At 68.9% G+C, this 20,774-nt stretch carries 18 protein-coding genes, 2 tRNA genes and 2 pseudogenes; 5 read left to right on the top strand and 17 right to left on the bottom strand.

Going from position 1 to position 20,774, the window contains the following annotated elements; translation table 11 throughout:
* Nucleotides 1-76 precede the first annotated feature (76 nt).
* Entirely contained in the window at nucleotides 77-1,222 is a 1,146-nt protein-coding gene (gene hppD / locus ACWCQS_RS07730) for a 4-hydroxyphenylpyruvate dioxygenase (RefSeq protein WP_451003607.1), read from the bottom strand.
* Nucleotides 1,223-1,344: 122 nt separating this feature from the next.
* Between hppD and ACWCQS_RS07725 the strand changes: the two genes are divergently transcribed.
* The gene (locus ACWCQS_RS07725) at nucleotides 1,345-1,827 is read left to right on the top strand and encodes an Lrp/AsnC family transcriptional regulator (RefSeq protein WP_451003606.1); all 483 of its coding nucleotides are present in this window, start codon (nucleotides 1,345-1,347) and stop codon (nucleotides 1,825-1,827) included.
* A 6-nt stretch (nucleotides 1,828-1,833) separates the two neighbouring features.
* Here ACWCQS_RS07725 and ACWCQS_RS07720 read toward each other — a convergent pair whose 3' ends face one another.
* Genes ACWCQS_RS07720 through ACWCQS_RS07710 form a run of 3 tightly spaced genes read right to left on the bottom strand, consistent with a single transcriptional unit; the run spans nucleotide 1,834 to nucleotide 4,522 of the window.
* Nucleotides 1,834-2,625, bottom strand: coding sequence for a S16 family serine protease (locus ACWCQS_RS07720; protein WP_451003605.1), 792 nt, complete (start codon nucleotides 2,623-2,625; stop codon nucleotides 1,834-1,836).
* Nucleotides 2,626-2,657: 32 nt separating this feature from the next.
* On the bottom strand, nucleotides 2,658-3,767 hold the full coding sequence (menC, locus tag ACWCQS_RS07715) for an o-succinylbenzoate synthase (RefSeq protein ID WP_451003604.1): 1,110 nt from the start codon (nucleotides 3,765-3,767) through the stop codon (nucleotides 2,658-2,660).
* Entirely contained in the window at nucleotides 3,764-4,522 is a 759-nt protein-coding gene (locus ACWCQS_RS07710) for a chorismate synthase (protein ID WP_451003603.1), read from the bottom strand. Before ACWCQS_RS07710 ends, menC begins: the two co-directional genes overlap by 4 nt.
* A 101-nt stretch (nucleotides 4,523-4,623) precedes the next feature.
* On the opposite strand from ACWCQS_RS07710, the gene ACWCQS_RS07705 reads away from it, so the two are divergent.
* Nucleotides 4,624-6,177 carry a PucR family transcriptional regulator gene (locus ACWCQS_RS07705; protein ID WP_451003602.1) on the top strand — a complete coding sequence of 518 codons (1,554 nt, stop codon included), beginning with the start codon at nucleotides 4,624-4,626 and terminating at the stop codon, nucleotides 6,175-6,177.
* Here ACWCQS_RS07705 and dapE read toward each other — a convergent pair.
* The 7 genes from dapE to ACWCQS_RS07670 form a co-directional block, all read right to left on the bottom strand.
* Nucleotides 6,158-7,213 (bottom strand): succinyl-diaminopimelate desuccinylase, encoded by a 1,056-nt coding sequence (gene dapE, locus ACWCQS_RS07700; RefSeq protein ID WP_451003601.1) that lies wholly within the window; start codon nucleotides 7,211-7,213, stop codon nucleotides 6,158-6,160. The genes ACWCQS_RS07705 and dapE overlap by 20 nt on opposite strands.
* On the bottom strand, nucleotides 7,210-8,667 hold the full coding sequence (locus tag ACWCQS_RS07695; protein ID WP_451003600.1) for an amino acid permease: 1,458 nt from the start codon (nucleotides 8,665-8,667) through the stop codon (nucleotides 7,210-7,212). The genes dapE and ACWCQS_RS07695 overlap by 4 nt, the downstream gene beginning before the upstream one ends.
* Before the next feature lie 181 nt (nucleotides 8,668-8,848).
* A complete protein-coding gene (locus tag ACWCQS_RS07690) occupies nucleotides 8,849-9,490 on the bottom strand; it encodes an IclR family transcriptional regulator (RefSeq protein ID WP_388627360.1) in 642 nt (213 codons plus the stop codon).
* Nucleotides 9,491-9,793: 303 nt separating this feature from the next.
* Nucleotides 9,794-11,593, bottom strand: coding sequence for a DEAD/DEAH box helicase (locus tag ACWCQS_RS07685; RefSeq protein ID WP_451003599.1), 1,800 nt, complete (start codon nucleotides 11,591-11,593; stop codon nucleotides 9,794-9,796).
* Between the two features lie 121 nt (nucleotides 11,594-11,714).
* Complete coding sequence (locus tag ACWCQS_RS07680; protein ID WP_451003598.1) at nucleotides 11,715-12,089, bottom strand: type II toxin-antitoxin system death-on-curing family toxin; 375 nt, start codon at nucleotides 12,087-12,089, stop codon at nucleotides 11,715-11,717.
* Nucleotides 12,086-12,286 carry a hypothetical protein gene (locus ACWCQS_RS07675; RefSeq protein WP_451003597.1) on the bottom strand — a complete coding sequence of 67 codons (201 nt, stop codon included), beginning with the start codon at nucleotides 12,284-12,286 and terminating at the stop codon, nucleotides 12,086-12,088. Before ACWCQS_RS07675 ends, ACWCQS_RS07680 begins: the two co-directional genes overlap by 4 nt.
* Nucleotides 12,287-12,335: 49 nt before the next feature.
* Nucleotides 12,336-13,769, bottom strand: coding sequence for an MFS transporter (locus tag ACWCQS_RS07670; protein ID WP_451003596.1), 1,434 nt, complete (start codon nucleotides 13,767-13,769; stop codon nucleotides 12,336-12,338).
* Nucleotides 13,770-13,953: 184 nt separating this feature from the next.
* Here ACWCQS_RS07670 and ACWCQS_RS07665 point away from each other — a divergent pair.
* Both ACWCQS_RS07665 and ACWCQS_RS07660 read left to right on the top strand, forming a co-directional pair.
* Nucleotides 13,954-14,051 (top strand) — tRNA-OTHER (locus ACWCQS_RS07665).
* 18 nt (nucleotides 14,052-14,069) lie between these two features.
* Nucleotides 14,070-14,144, top strand: a tRNA-Cys gene (locus ACWCQS_RS07660).
* 202 nt (nucleotides 14,145-14,346) lie between these two features.
* Here ACWCQS_RS07660 and ACWCQS_RS07655 read toward each other — a convergent pair.
* Together ACWCQS_RS07655 and ACWCQS_RS07650 are read right to left on the bottom strand one after the other, a co-directional pair.
* Nucleotides 14,347-15,117 carry a transposase gene (locus tag ACWCQS_RS07655; protein WP_451003595.1) on the bottom strand — a complete coding sequence of 257 codons (771 nt, stop codon included), beginning with the start codon at nucleotides 15,115-15,117 and terminating at the stop codon, nucleotides 14,347-14,349.
* Between the two features lie 32 nt (nucleotides 15,118-15,149).
* Nucleotides 15,150-15,869: a DUF6082 family protein gene (locus ACWCQS_RS07650; protein WP_451003594.1), complete on the bottom strand. Its 720-nt coding sequence runs from the start codon at nucleotides 15,867-15,869 to the stop codon at nucleotides 15,150-15,152.
* 365 nt (nucleotides 15,870-16,234) lie between these two features.
* Here ACWCQS_RS07650 and ACWCQS_RS07645 point away from each other — a divergent pair, with 365 nt between their 5' ends.
* A complete protein-coding gene (locus tag ACWCQS_RS07645; protein WP_451003918.1) occupies nucleotides 16,235-18,301 on the top strand; it encodes a serine/threonine-protein kinase in 2,067 nt (688 codons plus the stop codon).
* A gap of 137 nt (nucleotides 18,302-18,438) precedes the next feature.
* On the opposite strand, the pseudogene ACWCQS_RS07640 reads toward ACWCQS_RS07645, so the two are convergent.
* From ACWCQS_RS07640 to ACWCQS_RS07625, 4 genes and pseudogenes are all read right to left on the bottom strand, one after another.
* Nucleotides 18,439-18,669 (bottom strand): annotated as a pseudogene (locus ACWCQS_RS07640) (tyrosine-type recombinase/integrase); the annotation flags it as partial.
* Nucleotides 18,669-18,899 (bottom strand): annotated as a pseudogene (locus ACWCQS_RS07635) (HD domain-containing protein); the annotation flags it as partial. The pseudogenes ACWCQS_RS07640 and ACWCQS_RS07635, both read right to left, overlap by 1 nt.
* Before the next feature lies 1 nt (nucleotide 18,900).
* A complete protein-coding gene (locus ACWCQS_RS07630; RefSeq protein WP_451003593.1) occupies nucleotides 18,901-19,362 on the bottom strand; it encodes a GntR family transcriptional regulator in 462 nt (153 codons plus the stop codon).
* A 110-nt stretch (nucleotides 19,363-19,472) separates the two neighbouring features.
* The gene (locus ACWCQS_RS07625; RefSeq protein WP_451003592.1) at nucleotides 19,473-20,711 is read right to left on the bottom strand and encodes a PIN domain-containing protein; all 1,239 of its coding nucleotides are present in this window, start codon (nucleotides 20,709-20,711) and stop codon (nucleotides 19,473-19,475) included.
* Nucleotides 20,712-20,774 lie beyond the last annotated feature (63 nt).

Genomic DNA, 20,774 nt, shown 5'->3' with positions numbered 1-20,774 from the left:
CACGGCCATCGGTGTGAACCCGCGGGCGTCGGGCGACGCGAGCAAGCGCCGCCGCCCGACTGAACCCCGGACGGACCTAGAGGTTGCCGCGCTTGGCCTGCTCGCGCTCGATCGCCTCGAACAGGGCCTTGAAGTTGCCCTTGCCGAAGCCCATCGAGCCGTGGCGTTCGATGATCTCGAAGAACACCGTCGGGCGGTCCTGGACCGGCTTGGTGAAGATCTGCAGCAGATAGCCGTCCTCATCCCGGTCGGCGAGGATCTTCAGCTCGCGCAGGGTCTCGATCGGCACGCGGGTGTCGCCGACCCACTCGCCGAGGGTGTCGTAGTAGGAGTCGGGCGTGTCGAGGAACTCGACACCGGCCGCGCGCATGGTGCGGACGGTCTGCACGATGTCGTTGGTGTTCAGCGCGATGTGCTGGACGCCGGCGCCGCCGTAGAACTCCAGGTACTCGTCGATCTGGGACTTCTTCTTGGCGATCGCGGGCTCGTTGATCGGGAACTTGACCTTGAGGGTGCCGTCCGCGACGACCTTCGACATCAGCGCGCTGTACTCGGTGGCGATGTCGTCGCCCACGAACTCCTTCATGTTCGTGAAGCCCATGACCTTGTTGTAGAACGCGACCCACTCGTTCATCCGGCCGAGTTCCACGTTGCCGACGCAGTGGTCGATGGCCTGGAAGGTGCGCTGGGCGGGCGGGGCGACCATGGGCTTGGCGGCGACGTAACCGGGCAGGTAGGGGCCGTCGTAGCCGGAGCGGTCGACCAGGGTGTGGCGGGTCTCGCCGTAGGTGGCGATCGCGGCGAGGACGACGGTGCCGTGCTCGTCCTTCACCTCGTACGGCTCGACGACGCTCTGCGCGCCGTGCTCGACGGCGTACGTGTACGCGGCGCGGGCGTCCGGGACCTCGATGGCCAGGTCGATGACGCCGTCGCCGTGCTCGGCCACGTGCCGGGCGAGGAAGTGGCCCCAGGCGCTGCTCGGCTTGATCACGGAGGTGAACACGAAACGGGCGGAGCCGTTCTCCAGCACGTAACTGGCGGTCTCGCGGCTGCCGTTCTCCGGTCCGGAGTAGGCGACCAGCTTCATGCCGAAGGCGGTGGAGTAGTAGTGCGCCGCCTGCTTGGCGTTGCCCACGGCGAAGACGACCGCGTCCATTCCCTTGACCGGGAAGGGGTCGGCCTGCCGGGCGGTGTCGGGAGTGTGGTGAGTGGTCTGCGTCATAGCGGAAGCGTGGACCTGGCCTGCAAGGTGCGCAATAGTTTCCATGTCCGCTGGGCAATCTGCTCAGCAGTACGGCCGTATCGGCGGTCTTTCTGTACAGGATGCCCATCCCTGGAGGTGCCGTGGCGATCGATCATCTGGACGGGCGGATCATCGTGCTCCTCGCCCGCGAGCCACGCATCGGCGTGCTGGAGATGTCCCGGCGGCTCGGGGTCGCCCGGGGCACGGTCCAGGCGCGCCTGGACCGGCTTCAGTCGAACCGGGTCATCCGGGGATTCGGCCCGCAGGTGGACCCGGCGGCCCTCGGCTACCCGGTGACGGCCTTCGCCACGCTGCAGATCCGCCAGGGCCAAGGCCCCGACGTCCGGGCGCACTTGGCGACCGTGCCGGAGGTGCTGGAGCTGCTGACCACCACCGGCAGCGGCGACATGCTGTGCCGTCTGGTGGCCCGCTCCAACGCCGATCTCCAGCGGGTCATCGACCGGGTCGTCGGTTTCGAGGGCATCGTCCGGGCCTCCACGGCGATCGTGATGGAGAACCCGGTGCCGCTGCGGATCATCCCGCTGGTGGAGCAGGCGGCGGCGGACAGCAGGGAAGGGACGTAGGCCGGCTCAGCAGCTCGGCACGGACCCCTTGCCGCTCTCCAGCGTCTGAAGGGAGTTCACGGCGCCCTTGAGGGTGGTCACCGGGATCAGGCGCAGGCCCTTGGGCAGTTCCGCCTTGGCGTCGGCGCACTCGGCCTTCGGGACCAGGAAGATCGTGGCACCGTCGCGCCGGGCGGCCTGGGTCTTGAGGGCCACGCCGCCGACCGCGCCGACCGTGCCGGAGGCGTCGATCGTGCCCGTACCGGCGATGGTCCGGCCGCCCGTGAGGTCGCCGCCGCTGCCGTCGCCGTGCAGCTTGTCGATGATCCCCAGCGTGAACAGCAGGCCCGCGCTCGGCCCGCCCACGTCGGCGAGCGTCAGTGTGACCCTGACCTTGTCGGCGCTCAGCCCCAGGTACTTCAGCGCCGCCTGCGTCGCCGCGTCCTGGGACTGCCGCATCTGCGCCTCGTTGTGCTTCTCGATCTCCTTGACGGTGTTGCCGCTCGGGTAGACCGCGTCGCGCGGCATGACGGCCCGGTCGGTGCGGAACCAGTTGCCGGCCACGTCACCGAGGGTCACCGTGGCGTCCGGGCCGGTCGCCTCGATCGTCACCATCCGCAGTTGCCCGCTGGTCGTCCGGACCGGCGCGCCGGACACGTTGATCACCTGGGTGCCCTTGTTCGCTCCCAGCACGTTCGCCGTCATTCCGGGCTGCGCCACCGAGAACGGCAGCGGCGCGAAAGCGGCCGTGGCCAGCAGGGCCACGACAGGCAGAGCGCAGACGGCTACGGCCTGGGGACGCGTGAGACGTGAGAGCACGGGATCAATCTAACGTGACCAGCGGCTGCGCCTTATGCCGCGTACAGGTCCCGTCGCTGACGGGTGAAGCGGCGCAGGGCCTCCGGGAGGGGCTCGACGCCGATCCCGGGGGCGGTCGGGACCGGCAGATGGCCGTCCTGGAGCACGAAGGGCTCGGTGACGTCCTCGGCGAAGTACCGGGAGGAGGCGGAGGTGTCCCCGGGCAGGGTGAAGCCGGGCAGGGCGGCCAGGGCGAGGTTGGGGGCGCGGCCGATGCCCGTCTCCAGCATGCCGCCGCACCAGACCGGGACCCCCTGCGCGTGGGCGACGTCGTGGACCCGGCGGGCCTCCGGATAGCCGCCGACCCGGGCGGGCTTGACGTTCACCACCCGGCAGGCGTCCATCGCGATCGCGGCGGCGGTGTCGGAGGCGTGGTGCAGGGACTCGTCCAGGCAGACGGGGGTGCGCAGGCGTTTCTGCAGTTGGGCGTGGGCGTGCAGGTTGTTCTCCGCCAGCGGCTCCTCGATCAGCAGCAGCCCGAAGTCGTCCAGGCGCCGCAGGTGCTCGGCGTCGGCCAGGGTGTAGGCGGTGTTGGCGTCGACCTGGAGGGGCAGCGCCTCGCCGAAGCGGTCGCGTACCGCCCGCACCGGCTCCACGTCCCAGCCCGGCTCGATCTTGAGCTTGATGCGGACGTACCCCTCGGCGAGATAGCGCTCGACGTCGTCCAGCAGCTCCGGCACCGAGTTCTTGATGCCGACCGACACCCCGGCGGGCACCCGGTCCCGCACCGCGCCCAGATACGTCGCGAGCGGCATGCCGTACGCCCGCAGCTCGGCGTCCAGCAGGGCCGTCTCCAGGGCCGCCTTCGCCAGCTCGTGGCCCTTGATCTTCGCCATGGCCGGGGCGAGGGTGGCGGTCGTGACCTCCCCCAGCGCCGCGACGCGCGGGATCAGGAAGTCGCGCAGCACGATCTCGGCGCCGGCGACGAACTCCGAGCAGTACAGCGGCTCGGGGTCGGCGGCGAACTCCGACCAGCCCTCGGCGGAGTCCGTGACGACGTGCAGCAGGAAGGTGTCCTTCGTCGTCATCGTCCCGAAGGACGTACGGAACGGGGTGACCAGCGGGATCGCCACGTGCACGATCTCGACGCGCTCCAGCTTCACGCGGCAGCCCCCTCACGGGTGAGGGTGTACCAGCCGTCGCGGGACATCCCGGTGGCCCGGAACCCGTCCTCGAAGGCCGTCAGCAGCACCTCGCGCACCGCGTGCCGCCAGCGCAGCGCCAGCGCCGGGTCGGCGGCGCGCAGCTTGACGACGTCCTCCGGCACCCGGCACCACAGGTGCCGCTCGTCGCGGCGGGCGAGGGGGTCGCCGTCGGGGGCGGTGGCGGTGACCGGTCCGCGCGGTGTGTCGTACGCCGCCGTGGGCGTGCCCGGGTCCGCGCCCAGGTCCCACGTCACCGTCAGCCGGTCGCTCTCGTCGCCGTCGTTCACGCCGTCGGTCATCGGGCCGTAGAAGTCGACCAGGTACTCGGTGCCGGTGGCTCCCAGCTTGGCCAGGTTGAAGCGGGCGTTTCGGCCGACCAGCGGGTCGAAGGTCCAGCGCATGGTGCGGGCGCCCAGGCCGAGGGCCCAGTCGCGCTGGGCCAGCTTCACGGCGTGCCCGAGCCCCCGGTCGGCGGCGGCCACCAGCGAGTACGTGCCGCGGTCGGCGCCGAGGACGGCGACGGAGGCGCCGGCGAGCCGCTGCCCGTCGTACGCGGCGTGCACCGCGCCGCCGGCGTGCACCAGGCTGTGCAGGACCTCGGCCGGGTAGGGCGGGGCGGTACGGGGCGTCTGCCAGACGTCGCTGAAGTAGTCGGCCACGGCCGCGAGGGAGGCGACGTCGTGGACGGTACGGATGGTGACTCCTGCTGTCATGGCACGAGTCTCAAAGGAGCCGGCTCCGCGTGTGTTGTGTGAGTGGCCAACGCACGCGTAGGTTCGTTTCACTATCCGCCAACAGCCCGCTGGAGACCGCCATGGACGCCTGCACCCTGGGTGACCTCCTGGACGTCGTCGGCGGCCCCGCCCTGCGCCTGCACACGGCCCCCGCCGGGCAGGCCGTCCCGGTGACCGAGGCGGTGCTGCACGACGGCCGCACCCCGCTCCCCCGGCAGCCCGGCGCACTCCTGCTCGCGGTCGGTGTCCCGGCCGCGGAGTCCGGGCCGCTGCTGCGGGCAGCCGCCGGAGCCGGGCTGACCGGGGTGGTGGTGCGCGGCGCGGACGGCCCGGTCGCGCAGGCGGAGGAGCACGGCGTGGCCCTGCTGTCGGTCGCCGAGGACGCCGCCTGGCACCACGTCCATCTGCTGCTGGCCTCGGCCATCGCCGCCCAGCCCGCCGCCGTGCCCTCCGACACCGGGCTCGGCGATCTGTTCGCGCTGGCCGACGCGATCGCGACGGCGACCGGCGGGGCCACCGCCATCGAGGACCCCCGGCAGCGGATCCTCGCCTACTCCACCGTCCCCGGCCAGCCGGTGGACGAGGACCGCCGGCAGGGCATCCTCGGCCGGCAGGTGCCGGCCAGCGCCGAGAACACCGAGCAGTACCGCAGGCTGTTCGCGGCCGACCGCCCGCTCCGGCTGCCCTCGCTGACGGACGGCGAGCTGCCCCGCCTGGCGATGCCGGTACGGGCCGGCGGGGAGACGCTCGGCTCGGTGTGGGTGATCGACGGCGGCTCGCTCGCGCCGGACGCCGAGGACACCCTCGCCCAGGGCGCCTCCACCGCCGCCCTGCTCCTGCTGCGGGCGCGCGCCGCCCGGGAACTGGCCCGGCACCGGGGCAGCGAGCTGCTGCGCCGGATGCTGGACGGCACGGCGACGGACCCGGCCACGGCCGCCGAGCGCCTGGGCCTCGCCGGTCCCGCCCGGGTGGCGGCCTTCGTACTGGACTCCGCCGCGAGCGTCCCGGACGCCGAGCGCACGGCGCTGCGCCTGCTGGACGTCGTACGGCTGCAGTGCGAGGCGCGCTACGGGCGGCACGCGGGCGTGCTGGTGGACGGGGTGGTGTACGCGGTGCTGCCCGGTCCTGGTGAGCGGCACAAGCGGCTGGCCGAGGACATCGTGGCGCGGGCCGGGCAGGCGCTGCGGATGCCGGTGCGGGCGGCGCTCGGCGAGGTCGTGCCGGACGCGGCGGGGCTGGCGGACTCACGGGCGGACGCGGATCTGGTGCTGCGGGTGCTGGACGCCGACCTGCCGGTGGCGGTCGTGGACGAGGTACGGCCCCGGGTGACGCTGCTGCGGCTGGCCGAAGTGATGGGTGAGCGGCGGGAGTTGAGCGCGGGCGCCTGGCGGCGGGTGCTGGCGTACGACGCCGCGCACGGCACGGAGTACGCCCGCACCCTGGTCTGCTGGTTCGACGCGGGCTGCGACATGGCGGGCGCGGCGAAGCCCCTCGCCGTGCACCCCAACACCTGCCGCTACCGCCTGAGGCAGCTCCAGCAGCACGCCGGGGTCGACCTGGACGACCCCGACGAACGGCTGGTGCTGTGGCTCCAGTTGCGGGCGCTGGCGGGACTCAGAGGAGCCACTGCCTGAGCCGCTCCTCGCACCGCCGAAGGTGCTCCACGGGGACGTACTCCCCCGGCGTGTGGGCGAGGGAGGGGTCCCCGGGGCCGTAGTTGAGCGCGGGCACGCCCAGCGCGGCGAACCGGGCGACGTCCGTCCAGCCCAGCTTGGGCCGCGGCTCGGCGCCGAGCGCGGCGACGAGCCCGCCGACCCGGTCCAGGTGCGGCAGGGCTCCGCCGACGACCTCGATGATGCGCACCTCGTACTCCGGGAAGAGCGAACGCACGTACGCCTCGGCCTCCTCGGGTGAACGGCTCGGCGCGAAACGGCAGTTGACGGTGACGACACACTCGTCCGGCACCACGTTCCCGGCGACCCCGGCCCGTACGGCGACGGCGCTGAGCCCCTCCCGGTACTCCAGCCCGTCGACGAGGATCCGCTCGGGCCGGTGCGCGTCGAGGCGTTCGAGGACCCGGCCGGCCTTGTGGGCGGCGTTGACGCCCTGCCAGGCGCGGGCGGTGTGGGCGCGGGCGCCCTCGACCACGATGTCGGCGGTGAGGATGCCCTGGCAGCCGGCCTCCACACCCGCGTCGGAGGGCTCCATGAGGATGGCCAGCCCGGCCTCGGCGAGCAACTCCGGCCGCTCGGCCCCGATCCGGGCGAGGCCGTTGCGGTCCCCTTCCACCTCCTCGCACTCGTAGAAGACGTAGGTGAGATCGCGGACGGGCGCGGACACGGTGGCCGCCAGCCGCAGAGCGACGGCCACCCCGCCCTTCATGTCGCAGGCGCCGAGTCCGTGCACGCGGTCGCCGGCGAGCCGGGAGGGCAGGTTCCCGGCGGCCGGCACGGTGTCCAGGTGCCCGGCGATCAGGGCGCGTTCGCCCCGCCCGAGGTGGGTGCGGGCGACGACGGAGTTGCCGATCCGGTCGACGGTGAGATGGGGCAGGTTGCGCAGGGCGGTGTGGACGGCGTCGGCGAGCTCCGCCTCCCGCCCGCTCTCGGAGGGCAGGTCCACCAGGGCGCGGGTGAGGGTGACGACGTCGGCGGTGAGGTCGAGGGCGGTCATGCGAGGTCTTCCGGGATCTGGGCGAGCTTGGAGTGCCGGATGCCGTAGAGGCCGTAGATGACGAGCCCGGCCGCCATCCATGCCCCGAAGGCGATCCAGGTGTCGGCGCCCAGGCTGCCCAGCATGTAGACGCAGAAGACGACGCCGAGCAGGGGCGTGACGGGCGAGAACGGCACCCGGAAGGAGCGCGGGGTGTCGGGGCTGCGCCGGCGCAGCAGTACGACCGCCAGGTTGACCAGCATGAACGCGAAGAGGGTGCCGATGCTGGTGGCGTCGGCGAGGCTGCCGAGCGGGACCAGGGCGGCGAGGACGGCGATGAACGCCGACACGATCACGGTGTTGGCGCGGGGCACGCCCGTGCGCGGGTGCACCTTGGCGAACAGGGGCGGCACGAGCCCGTCCCGGGCCATGGCGAAGAGGATGCGGATCTGCCCGTACTGCACGGTGAGCACCACGCTGGTGGTGGCGACGACCGCGCCGACGGACAGCAGGATCGGCCACAGGTTGCCGCCGCCGACGGACCGTACGAGCACCTCGCTGAGCGTGGCCTCGGTCCCCGCGAACTGCTTCCACGGCATGGCACCGAGCGCGGCGACGGCGACGAGCACGTACAGGGCGGTGACCAGGATCAGCGACAGGATGATGGCGCGCGGCAGGTCCCTTTGCGGGTTGCGTGCCTCCTCACCCGCGGTGGAGGCGGCGTCGAACCCGATGTAGGAGAAGAACAGCGAGGCGGCTCCGGCGCTCATGCCGGCGGCGCCGAGCGGGAAGAGGGGGTGGAAGTTCCCGGCCCGGAAGGCGGTGAAGGCGACGGCGCAGAACAGCACGAGGGCGGCGATCTTGACGCCGACCATGATGGTGTTGGCGACGGCGCTCTCCTTGGCCCCGCGCAGCAGGACGACCATGGCGAGTACGACGATGAGGGCGGCCGGGATGTTGAGGGTGCCGCCGGCCCCGGGCGGCGCACTGAGCGAGTCGGGCAGCGTGACGCCGAAGGTGAGCTGGAGCAACTCGTTGACGTACTGCCCCCAGCCCACGGCGACGGCGGCGACCGACACTCCGTACTCCAGGATCAGACACCAGCCGCACACCCAGGCGACCAGCTCGCCGAGGGTGGCGTAGGCGTAGCTGTACGAGGACCCGGAGCCGGGGATCATGCCGGCCAGCTCGGCGTACGACAGCGCCGAGAACAGGGCGGTGACACCGGCGAGGACGAAGGAGACGACGATGGCGGGTCCCGCCTCCGGCACGGCCTGCCCGAGCACCACGAAGATGCCGGTGCCGAGGGTGGCGCCCACGCTGAGCAGCGTCAGCTGGGCCACGCCCATGGTCCGCTTCAGAGGGCTGCCGGCGGCCTCCCCGACGAGGCGTTGCACCGGCTGGCGCCGGGTGAGCCGATGTGTGCTGCTTGCTTCGCGTGCTGTGGCCTCCGGCCGGGTGCCCACTGTGTCCACCGCGCTGTTCCCTCCGCCTCGGGGTGTATGGCCCTTGATGATGCGGAGGGGGAGGGATGGCGGGGTGTGCGGATCGGCCAAAGGTGTGGGGCGGGGGTTGGCCGGATGAGCAAACGCAGTTGCGGGCAGTCGTGCCGCCGGGGCGGCACGCCACCCATCGCACCGCTCGGCGCGGCCGGCGTCAGCGCAACGCTTCGGCGACCTCCTTCGCCGCCTCCACCACCCTCGGCCCCACTCGCTCCGGCACGGAGTCGGCCAGCATCACGACGCCCACGCTGCCCTCGACGCCCGTGACCCCCACCAGCGGCGCAGCGGCCCCGCTCGCCCCGGCCTCCAGTTCCCCGTGCGTGAGGGTGTACCCGGGATCCGCGGACGACGACTGCCGCGCGGAGAGGATCGCCTTGCCGGCCGCCCCCCGCTCCAGCGGATGCCGGAACCCGGCGCGATACGCCACGTGATAGTCGGTCCACGTCGGTTCGACCACGGCGACGGCCAGCGCCTCCGTCCCGTCCACCAGCGTCAGATGCGCCGTCGCCCCGATGTCCTCGGCGAGCGACCGCAGCGCCGGCAACGCGGCCTCCCGCACCAGCGGATGCACCTGCCGGCCGAGCCGCAGCACTCCCAGCCCGACCCGGGCTCGCCCGCCCAAGTCACGCCGTACGAGCGCGTGTTGTTCCAGCGTGGCGAGCAACCGGTACACCACGGTACGGTTCACGCCCAGTTTCGTGGACAACTCCGTGACGGTCAGCCCGTGATCGGTGTCGGCCAGCAGCTTGAGGACACGCAGTCCCCGATCGAGCGTCTGAGAGGTCTCCGCGGTCACGACGCCCACTCCTTCGGCGGTGAGGTCGGCGGACCCCTGAGCGGCGGATGCGCCGCCGAGTCCCGTCGGCGACGCGCTTCAGAGGCCGCCGATCGGCAGGACGCCCGGCGGCTCCGGGCCATGTCGCTTCACGGCTGCGCTCCGCGGCGGCGCTGCCACGGGGCGTGTGCGTAGCCGGACAGTAGCGAAGCAGGTTCGCTGAGCGGAAGTCTCCGTCCAGAATCCGGGCAAGACCAGTTCCGGCCTGCCTGAATTCGTCCGGATACGCACCGGCCCCAGGAACTGACACGTGGCGGGACCGGGTCACCTCATCCGGGTCGCCCACTCCTGCACCTTGGCGATCCGCTGCCGCAGCTGCCCCGCCGTGGCCTCCGCGCTGGGCGGCCCGCCGCAGACCCGGCGCAGCTCGGTGTGGATCACCCCGTGCGGCTTGCCGCTCTGGTGGACGTACGCGCTGACCATCGTGTTGAGCTGCTTGCGCAGCTCCATCATCTCCTTGTGGCTGACCACCGGCCGCCGCTCGGCCGGCAGCTCCAACAGGTCGGCCTCGCTGTCCGGTTTCTTGCGGCTGTGCGCGATCTGCCGGGCCTGCCGCTTCTGCAGCAGCAGCTGCACCTGCTCGGGCTCCAGCAGGCCCGGAATGCCGAGGTAGTCCTGCTCCTCCTCGCTGCCCGGGTGCGCCTGCATACCGAACTCGGCGCCGTCGTACAGCACCCGGTCGAAGACGGCGTCGGACTCCAGCGCCTCGAAGGGCAGCATGTCCTGCTCGCCGGTGTCCTCGTCCTGCTGCTTGTTCGCCTCCTCCATCTCCTTCTCGGATTCGGCGTACGGGTCCTCCTCGCCCTCCTTCTTCGGCTTGTCGAGGGCGTGGTCCCGTTCCTTCTCCATCTCGCCCGCGAAGGTCAGCAGGTCAGGCACGGTCGGCAGGAACACGGACGCGGTCTCGCCGCGCCGCCGGGACCGTACGAAACGCCCGACGGCCTGAGCGAAGAAGAGGGGGGTGGAGATCGTCGTCGCGTACACGCCGACCGCGAGCCGGGGCACGTCCACGCCCTCGGACACCATGCGCACCGCGACCATCCACCGGTCGTTGCTGTCGCTGAACTCGTCGATCCTCTTCGAGGCACCCGCGTCGTCCGACAGCACGAGCGTGGCCTTCGTTCCGGTGATCTCACGGATGAGCTTGGCGTACGCGCGTGCCGAGTCCTGGTCGGAGGCGATGACGAGGGCACCGGCGTCCGGGATGGCCTTCCTGACCTCGGTCAGCCGCTGGTCGGCGGCGCGCAGCACGCTGGGCATCCAGTCACCGCGCGGGTCGAGCGCCGTACGCCAGGCCTGGCTGACCGCGTCCTTGGTCATCGGCTCGCCGAGCCGGGCGGCCACCTCGTCGCCGGCCTTCGTGCGCCAGCGCATGTTGCCGCTGTAGGAGAGGAAGATGACGGGTCGCACGACCCCGTCCGACAGGGCGGAGCCGTAGCCGTACGTGTAGTCGGCGGCGGACCGCCGGATGCCCGCGTTGTCCTCCTCGTACGTCACGAAGGGGATGGGGTTGGTGTCGGAGCGGAAGGGCGTACCGGTCAGGGCGAGCCGGCGCGTGGCGGGCTCGAACGCCTCCAGGCAGGCCTCGCCCCAGGACTTGGAGTCACCGGCGTGGTGGATCTCGTCGAGGATGACGAGGGTCTTGCGCTGCTCGACCCGGTTGCGGTGCAGCATCGGGCGCACGCCCACACCGGCGTAGGTGACGGCGACGCCGTCGTACTCCCGGCCGAGCGGCCCCGCGCTGTACTCGGGGTCGAGCTTGATCCCTATCCTGGCGGCCGCCTCGGCCCACTGCTTCTTCAGGTGCTCGGTCGGCGCGACCACGGTCACCTGCTGCACGACGTGGTGGTGCAGCAGCCAGGAGGCCAGCGTCAGCGCGAAGGTGGTCTTGCCGGCGCCGGGCGTGGCGACGGCGAGGAAGTCACGCGGCTGCTCCTGGATGTACTTCTCCATCGCCCCCTGCTGCCAGGCACGCAGCTTGCTGGCGGTACCCCAGGGCGCGCGGCCCGGGAAGGCGGGCGACAGATGGTGGGAGTGAGCGGAGGAAGCGGCGGTGGTAGTCACGGTCTCCGTATGTCTTGCGGGTCGGGCGGCTCGGCTACGTATGACAACCGGGCCACCCTACCGGCGCCCCGGTGGTGTCAACGCGCGAACGAGGCCGGGTCGCCCGTGGGTGGGAGCCACGTCACAGCCGCCGCAGCCGCCCCGCGATCACCCCGACATCACCGAGGTCACCGGAGGCCACATCGATGACCAGGTCGTACGCGGAGTCCTGGTCGGCGTCCGCGAGATCCACACCGTTGACGGCGAGGAAGGTGGCGGTGGCCAGCCACGCGGTGCGCTTGTTGCCGTCGACCAGGGGGTGGTTGGCGGCGAGGGCGTGCAGCAGGGCGGCGGCCTGCTCGTACAGGTCCTCGTAGGCGGCCGTATCGAACATCCGGGCCCGCGGCCGGTGCACGGCGGAGTCCAGCAGTCCCGGCTCGCGCGCCTCGGGCGGCCGGCCGCCGAAGGCGATCTCGGCGATGGCGGTGACCTCGGCGACGGTGAGATGGCGGCTCATTCGCCCAGCCTCCGCAGCAGTTCGGCGTGGCTGCGCGCGAGGCGCTCGGCATGGGCGCGGACGATCGCCTGCTCCTCGTGCAGATACCGGTGTACGGCCGCCAGGACGACCTCGTCGATCCGGCGGCCGGAGGCGTCGGCAAGGTCGTCCAGCGCCTGCCGGGTGGCGAGGTCGAGGGAGAGGATCAGCTCGGACATGCGGGAAGGCTAGGGTGCGACAGGCCGCCCGGCGACCGGATTTCCCAGGTCATCGCGCCCTCAGTCGGGTTGTCACCCAGGCCCCCGCCAACGCCACCCCCGCCATCGGCAGGAAGACGGCGGCGAAGGCGGCGGGGTGGGTCCCGTCGGTGGCCGTGGCCGTGCCGGCCGCCGTGCTGCCGCCGCCCAGGGCCGCGAAGGCGGCGCCGGTCGCGGCGAGGAGGACGACGTTGGAGAGGGCGTCGGAGATCTGGAGTGCGGCGGAGTTGGCGCCGGCCTCCTCCGGGGCGGACAGCTTCAGCATGAGCACGCTGGTGGAGGAGATCACCAGGCCCATGCCGAAGCAGCCGAAGGCCCAGGCGACGGCGAGGGTCCAGACCGGCACGGAGTGCAGGAGCACACTGGGCGCGGCCGTGATCGCGGCGGCGACCAGCACCATCCCGACGGCCATCAGCCGCTCCCGGTACGGCTGCACGCGCGGCCGGGACTGCGTCCACGAGCCCAGCGCCCAGGTGCCGCCGCCCGCCGCCAGCGAGAACCCGGCGAGCGTCGGCGACAGCCCGCGCTGGGTGACCAGCATCAGCGGCACGAAGGACTCGGCGGCGACGAAGGAACCGGCGGACAGCCCGCGCAGCAGCACCACGGAGGGCAGGCCGCGGGACGCCCGGTAGGTGCCGTGCGGGAGGAGACCGAGGACGGCGGGAACCAGCAGGGCGGTGCCGGCCAGCCCTGGGAGCAGGGACAGGGGGCGCAGGTCCTGCGCGGCGTACTGGAGGAGGCCGGCGCCGGCGGAGATGCCGAGAGCGAGCCGGATCCGCCGCCGGTCGAAGGCGAGGGCGCCGGCCTCCTCGTCCACCGGGCCGGCCGCCCTCCGCCGTATCTGCGGCAGGGCGAGGGCGAGCGGGAAGACGACGAGGACCGGGATGCCGAGGAAGACCCAGCGCCAGCCGAGGTGCTCGGTGACGGCGCCGGAGGCGAGCGGGCCGACTACGGACGGCACGATCCAGGAGGCCGCGAACGCCGCCATGATCGCGGGCCGCAGCCGCTCGGGGTAGGCGCGGCCGACGACGACGTACAGCGCGACGATGACCAGTCCGCCGCCGAGCCCCTGCACGGCCCGGCCGAGGATGAACACCCACATGGCCTGCGCGGTCCCGGCCACGACGAGCCCGGCGGCGAAGGCGCCGATCCCCGTGGTCAGCGCCCCGAGCGGCCCCCGCCGGTCGGACCACTGGCCGGCCAGCACCATGCCGAACAGGCTCGTCGTGAAGTACCCGGAGAAGGCGAACGCGTACAGGGCCACGCCGTCCAGCTCCCGCGCGGCGACCGGCATGGCGGTGCCGACGGCGGTCGCCTCGAAGGCGATCAGCAGCACGACGGACACGATCCCGACACTGAGCGCCCGATGAGCCCTGCCCAGCACTCCGTCGCCCTGCTCGACGGGGCTCACGACATCGGTGTCACGCGACTCAAGGGCACTCATGGCCGCCAGCGTAAGGCGCACAGCACGGTTTGACCCCTGTCGGTGGTCCCGCTCACCCTGCGACCTTGGTCGTACGCCCCCGCCCCCGGGCCGTTCATGAACGCCGTGTGGCAGTCGCATTGCAGCGCCACCGATTCCCTTGAGCCCTTGAAGCACCTCGCCATAACGTCATTCCCACGAACACGGCCGTGTGCCCGAGTGGTTCAGGGGCTCGCCTGCGCTGCATCCATCAGCGAGCTCCGCTCGCGGGGAGTCACGTGGGTCCGAATCCCGCCACGGCCGAGAACAACGATTCAACACGGCCGTGTGCCCGAGTGGTTCAGGGGCTCGCCTGCAAAGCGAGTTACGTGGGTTCGAATCCCGCCACGGCCTCCACCTACCCTGACCAGGGAAATCAGCAGGGCGGCACCCTCTCGGGGGTGCCGCCCTGCCATTCACTCGTCTCAGTTCCCGTCTCAGTCGGTACTGCGCAGATGCCTCAGAAGCACGGCTCGATGGATCAGCCTGCCTAAGGGTTGTCCCGCAAACGATCTTCTACGGGTTGGGGGCGCGGTGGGCCGGCCGGCGGTATCTGCTCCTATCCCGTGAGGACGAGGTTGTGCAGGCGGGCGATGCCGCGCATGGCGTGGTGGACTCCGTCGCCTTTCAGGCGGCAGTCGCGGAGGATCTTCCAGCCCTTCATGCGGGCAAAGGCATGCTCGACGCGGGCGCGGACCTTGCGGTGGGATGCGTTGTGTTCCTCTTTCCAAGCCGGCAGTTCGGTCTGACCGCGCTCACGGCGATGCGGAATCACCAGTCCGGTGCCCCGGTAGCCGCCGTCCGCGATCACCGTGGTCCTGCCGACGGCGTCCTTGGCTCCGGACAGCTGCCACGCCTTGCAGTCGTTGCGGTTGCCGGGCAGCGGTCGACCGACCACGACGACGAGTCGGCTGTCGGCGTCGATCACGACTTGGTGGTTGGTGGAGTACCGATAGTTCTTGGACTGCTCGGCTACCTCGTGGTCGCGGGTGGGCACGAGGGTGCCGTCCACGATCAGCACGGTGTCCTTGGAGAACCGGCGCCGCGGCTGCAGGGACATCAGCGGGCCGAGGTGGTCGATGATCCGGTCTGCCGCCGACTTCGAGATGCCGAACAGCAGGGCCAGCTGGCGCATTGTCAGGTTCGTGCGCCAGTAGGCCGCGACCAGCAGTACTCGGTCCTCAAGGGGCAGGCTCCAGGGCCGTCCCCTGCCAACCGCGTCGGCCCCCTCACTCCGCAGTGCGGTCACCAGCTTCCCGAAGCAGCGCGGGCTCAGCCCGGAGAACGGGGCTATCCAAGACGGCTCCGACGCCGTAATCACACCAGTCACACCGTGATCATCCAACCCGTAGCCGACAGCCTTTAGCGTCGGTTGCGCAGGAGGGATCCGAGCGCCAAGCCAGTGCCCAGGCCGATCAGGGCGCCGACTGACGTCCGCCAGGCGGGCACTGCTCCGGCGACGGGCACGTCAGGTGGACGAGGTGCTACGGCCGACGGCGTTGGTGGTCCGGCAGCGATAGCGCGAGCGTGCTCCTCGTCCACGATGGCCAGGAACCGACGACCGATACGGCTTCCGGACGAGCTGGCGGTCCATGAGAGCTGGGCCCTGCTCCAGTAGTGCCGCCCAGCCTCTCCGGTGAACATCCCGGCCAGCATGTCCCGCAGGAGAGGCTCGCGAATGGTCCCAATTTCGAAGCCCATCCACGCGTAGTTCATCATCAGGTCGGCATAGACATGCCGCTTGCGCTCATGGGGATCGGCAATGTCCGTGGCGCCCCAAACAGGCTGGTAGAGCGCCATGTCGTCAAGTTCCAGGCGGACTAGCTCAAGGTAGTAACTGCGGATTCCCTGGACCTGCTCCGCCCGGGCCTGACGGTTCTGAACAACCAGCGAAGCAGCGACGCCGGCCAACGCGAGTGCCGAGACGATCGCCGACGTGAAGCCGTACGCCGCGCCGACCTGACTCAACCTGTTCCAGTCCACCCCCTTGGAGCCGGAGATGTCCTCCAGCACGAAAGGCGACAACAGCAGCGCCGCCAGCACGGCCGCCGCAGCGGCGACCAGCCCCAGAGCTCTGCCCACCCGGCGAGCCACTGATACTGCAGCCACAGGCCGATGACGAGCTATCAGGTAAATCACCCCCAGGCGGGCCTGTCCCGGTGACTAGGCCGAGCCAGGGGGCAGCCTACGTGCAGCCGTCATGCTCGGCATCGTCCGCCTACACAAGATCACCGTCGCCCGCCGGAGGACCGCCGCCACACCGACCGAAGATCGTTTACGGGACAGCCCTTAGTCGACCGGTGTCCGCCCCCACGACGTCGTCTCTACGCGCTTCAGCCGTCAAGCGTTGTCAGCTACGCACGTCGACACCGATCACCCCACCCCAGCTAGGGCCTGCGGATACGCTGGTGAGCCTTCACCAGACTTCTACCGTTGGGGAGTTACCCGTGCCGCAGCTCGCCGTCGCGAACACGCTCTGGGCCGAGTATGAGCGGCTGGAGAAGCCGGTGCGGGCCGGCGTCCGCAAGGCGATGACCAAGTTCCAGGTGCTGACCACAGCGGAACTACTCATGGACAAGGGTCTCGGTCTACAGGCCGTTCCCGGTGCACGTGACCCGCGCATGAGGACAATTCGCATCACGGCCTTCTGGCGAGGCGTAGTCCTTGCACCCAACGACGGCAGTGACACCTTCCTTCTGGTTAATGTGCTGCCGCACGATGCAGCGATTCAGTGGGCCGCCAATCGGCTGTACAGCGTTAACTCTGCCACTCATAGCCTCGAAGTGCGCAATGTGGCAGCCATAGAGCAGTTGGCTCTCCCGTCAGCCAACCCTCATCTCCCGGAAAGGCTGTTTGCTCAGTTCTCCGATGAGTCCCTTGGAGAACTAGGTATCGATTCTCTAACGCTGGGAGCCGTGCGCACCGTCACAGATAAAACACAGCTGGAAGCGATTGGCCCATTGCTCCCAGAGGACCAGTACGAGGTGCTGCAGTACCTTGCCGAGGGGTTCTCCACTGAGGAAATTTACCGTGACCTAGTGGCTGCGCGACGCCCCGTTGGTTCGAGTCCCCAAAGGGCCGATGATCTTGCGACCGCCATCGCCAACACGCGAAGCCGAATCACCCTTGTTGCAAATACAGGGGAGCTAGAGGAAATCGCGGGCAAGCCTCTCGTCACACCACATCGTGGGGAACTAGTCAGCTACGCCAGGCGCGGCGAACGCAAGGACTACCGATGCGAACGTCTTCCCCTTGTCGGTGGCGGACAAGCGGACGTTTTCAAGGCGACACACAAGCCATCCGGTGCAATCGTGGCTCTCAAAAAGTTGCGGGAAAAATATCCGTTTCCTCGCCAGGTAGCCCGCATGGGGCGCGAGATTGAACTGGGCCGTCGTCTCAATGGGCATCCTCACGCGATGCCAATCTTGGATTTTGACCCTAAGAACACATGGTTCGTCATGCCCTACGCAGAAACCACTGCGGAACAATGTCGAGACGAGCTAACCAACATAACGACTCTGCGGGCGCTCCTGGAAGCCCTCTGTTCCGTCCTGGCGGTCGCACACCGAGAGGGATGGGTTCACCGAGACATCAAGCCGGCCAACGTGCTTCGACTAGACGATCGCTGGGTTCTTGCAGACTGGGGCATCGTACGACGCCCTCCTGGACAGACAACTGACCCGCAGCGCACGCGCGTGGGGGTCTTCATGGGCTCTGATGGGTTCGCCGCCCCCGAACTGTACAGCGATGCCCACCACGTAGGTGCAACCGCCGACATCTACAGTCTCGGACAACTCATCGGGTGGGCCGTCACAGGCGATATGCCCCTCGTGAACGTCCCCCTGATTCCGAAATCTGGACCCTGGCGTGCGATCGTTCGGGAAGCCACGCAAATGGATCCCCAACGACGACCAGGCACGGTCGCGGATCTCCTCACTCTCGTCAGCCAAGAACTCGATACACCGCCAGAGCCACCGATTTTGCGCGGCGAGATCATGAAACGGGAATTGACCAGTGGATCACACAGCGCAGGCGAGGAGTTGGTTTCTCTCGCCGCCGCTCACACTGAGGACGCCTCCCTATACTGCGACCTTTTGGTCAATATTCCTGTGACTCTACTCATCCCGGATCTTCTGGCTGACCCTCAGCGCGCAGTCGAGGTCGTGCGTGCCATGGCCAAGTTGCTCGGAACCCACAGATCACCAGAGCGCGGCGAAGTAGACGCCACCATCATGTGGCTGATCACCATCGCCAAGAAAGCCGCCTCGGAGGGTGAACTTGACCTACTAGAGGCATGTTGCAGCGGCGCGTTCGAGTGGGATGCCTTGTGGGACCAATGGGCACCTCAGGACGATATTTCCTCGTGGCTGTCCACTTTGACCGGAGATTGCGCGAGTTCAGTGGCAGCGATGCTGCGACAGCATCCCGAGTGCGCAGTGCACTTCCGTCATCTTGCTAACAACTTCCGCGTCGACCATCGAATCCGCGCGGCTGTCACCGTCCAGCAGGAGTGAACATCATTCGCCCGGGGACGGCCCAATTGGTACCCATTATAGGACCGCTGACATTTCCGCGGGAGCACGGCCCCAGCCTGCTCGCTAGAAAACACATGCCGGGGGCACCCCCAATGGGAGTGCCCCCGGCTCTTTGCTCAAACGACCGGAAGACTCATGCCAGCCGTGCCGCCTTCATCCGGCCGGTCCGCCTCAGTCTTCCAGATCAGACCGTCCACCTGCCGCGCGATGTCCGCCCGCACCGCGTCCACCATGTGCTGGTAGCGGGCGGCCATGGCGGTTGTCGACCATCCCATGAGGCCCATCACGGCCCGCTCAGGCACGCCGAGGATGAGAAGGACCGTGGCCGCTGTATGACGCGCATCATGAGGTAGCGGGCCCCGTCGAGGGGGTGGAACCCGGTCTTGGCGAGGTCGGGGGCGTAGCCAACGTCGTGCAGCACGGCCGCAGCCTCCAGCAACGCGGCATCTTCTCCGAGGATGAGCGCGATGGTACGCGCCCGCTCAGCTACTCCGAGGCAATGCTTCCAGCGACGCGGCAGCGGCTCAGCCAGCAGGGACTCAGCCAGGGGATACGCCCACTCCGTCAGCTCCGACAAGCTACGACCACTCCTCTCGATCCGGCACGGCACGGACGGTCCGCACCTTGCCCTGCCCTCCACTCGCAAGCACTCCGGCGGCCTCCAACTTGTCGAGCGCCTTTGTCACGGTGGGACGCGAGACTCCGAACCTGGTGGCGAGCGTAGACGCGCTAGGGAACGGTGCCCCGGCTTCCAGGCGATCATCCGTGATGACGGCCGCGATCCGCTCCTCAAGCGGCCGACGGTCGACCGGGTCTCCCGGTCGGATCACGCGCCAGCGCCCACCGGGTACCGGCTCTGCATCACCGTTCGTCCGAAGCACCTGAAACGCCCGGAGCACGACGCCACGAGAGACCGCATACCTCTCCATGAGCTCCCCAACCGGAGGCAAGGCTGCCATCTCTTGGTCATCGGCGATCTGCGCCCTCAACGCGTCCGCGATCCGCTGAAAGGTCCCCCGAGGGCTGGCCTGCTGCGACACGCATTCTCCCTACCTGTCTGCTTGCCACCTGCCTAAAGCTTCGCATGCCACAGACCCATTGCTCTGACGACCGCCGCCGCCCACTCTAGCCGTCGCGAAGCTCTCGCATGTCAAACCACCCAACCCTTCAAGAGGTTCACCTCATCCTTGAGTACCGCCCATTGCCTTTCGAGAGATTCCAGTTCATTACGCAGGGCTACATACCGCGCTTCCGCGTGATGGAGCCTTTCCGCAGTTGCAAAATATTTGTCCGGCAAATACTCTCCCCCCTGCCCAGCCACCTCCGCTTGGTGCCTTGCTCGCACTGCCTCCGCTTCGACCGCCGCCTCCTGCACCTCCAGTGAAGCTATTCTCACGTTTTCCCGCACCGATGCAATATGCGCTGCGATCCGGTCTATTTCCAGGCGCCTCTTAGAGACATGCTGTTTCATTTCCTCAACAGGGAGCAACTTATCGTTTACTTGGTCAATGGTGTTCTGACTTACCCGCACATTCAATACAATTGAAGCTCGCGCAAGGAAGGTCGCCAACGGCAGCTGATGAAATGAAACGCCAGCCGTTTCCCGCATCTCTCGCACGAGCTCAGGACGAGGGCCTACAGGCAAACCACACTGGATTCGAATCCAATCCTCCTTGATGTCTGTAGAGACGAACAGAACACTCCGCTTGACTGTCGCCGCATAGTCCAGAATCTCCGCCCATATCAAGTAGTCCCCGATCCCCCCCTCTCCCTTTTTCTTCACGTCCACATACCCAGGCGGAATTCCCTCACTCCCGCGTCGAACAGCCTCCTTCTTCACCTCATCTTGCCTATCCCTTGGTATGCCATCACCAACCCGCTCATCAAATAGGATAGCTAGCCTCTCAAGGATGGGATCCCTTGAAAGAAGGGTCCCAGGATTTAGGTCATACTCCTCCACTTCCACCATAATCGAATCGATAATTTGAGAAATTGAATTATTCACGGGCGTCAAATATTCGCTAGATCGCCCATCGGCCAACGAGTGCAGCTTATAGAAGTCTCGCACAGCCTTCCGCAATCCATCTGCGGCTGACGATACAGCCTCAGATTTCTCCTTGAGTGAATTCGCGTGGCCGGCAACGCTAGAGAGCCTGTTTCTATGAAATTCGTCAGCCACTTGTCGAGGAATCCAAATCCTTTCGGCGACAGCCTCTAGGACCTTAATGTACTCATCCCTGGCCGACGGCTTCATCCGGTACAAGTTGAGCACTGCATTAGTATCCAAAATAATGGAACTTGATTTAATCGCATCGTCCACAAAATGGGCGGGCTTGCGCCAAAATTCCTCATACCCTACCGTGAACGAGCCGGAGTGGTAGTCAGACATGAGCCCTCCCTAACTTGATGTCGCTGATTAACTTACCGCTGCGACGCCGGGTCAGGAGTGGGT

Source organism: Streptomyces sp. NPDC002076 (genome assembly GCF_053593835.1).
The sequence above is the reverse complement of the archived record's forward strand: the minus strand, read 5'-3'. Positions and strand labels throughout refer to the sequence as shown.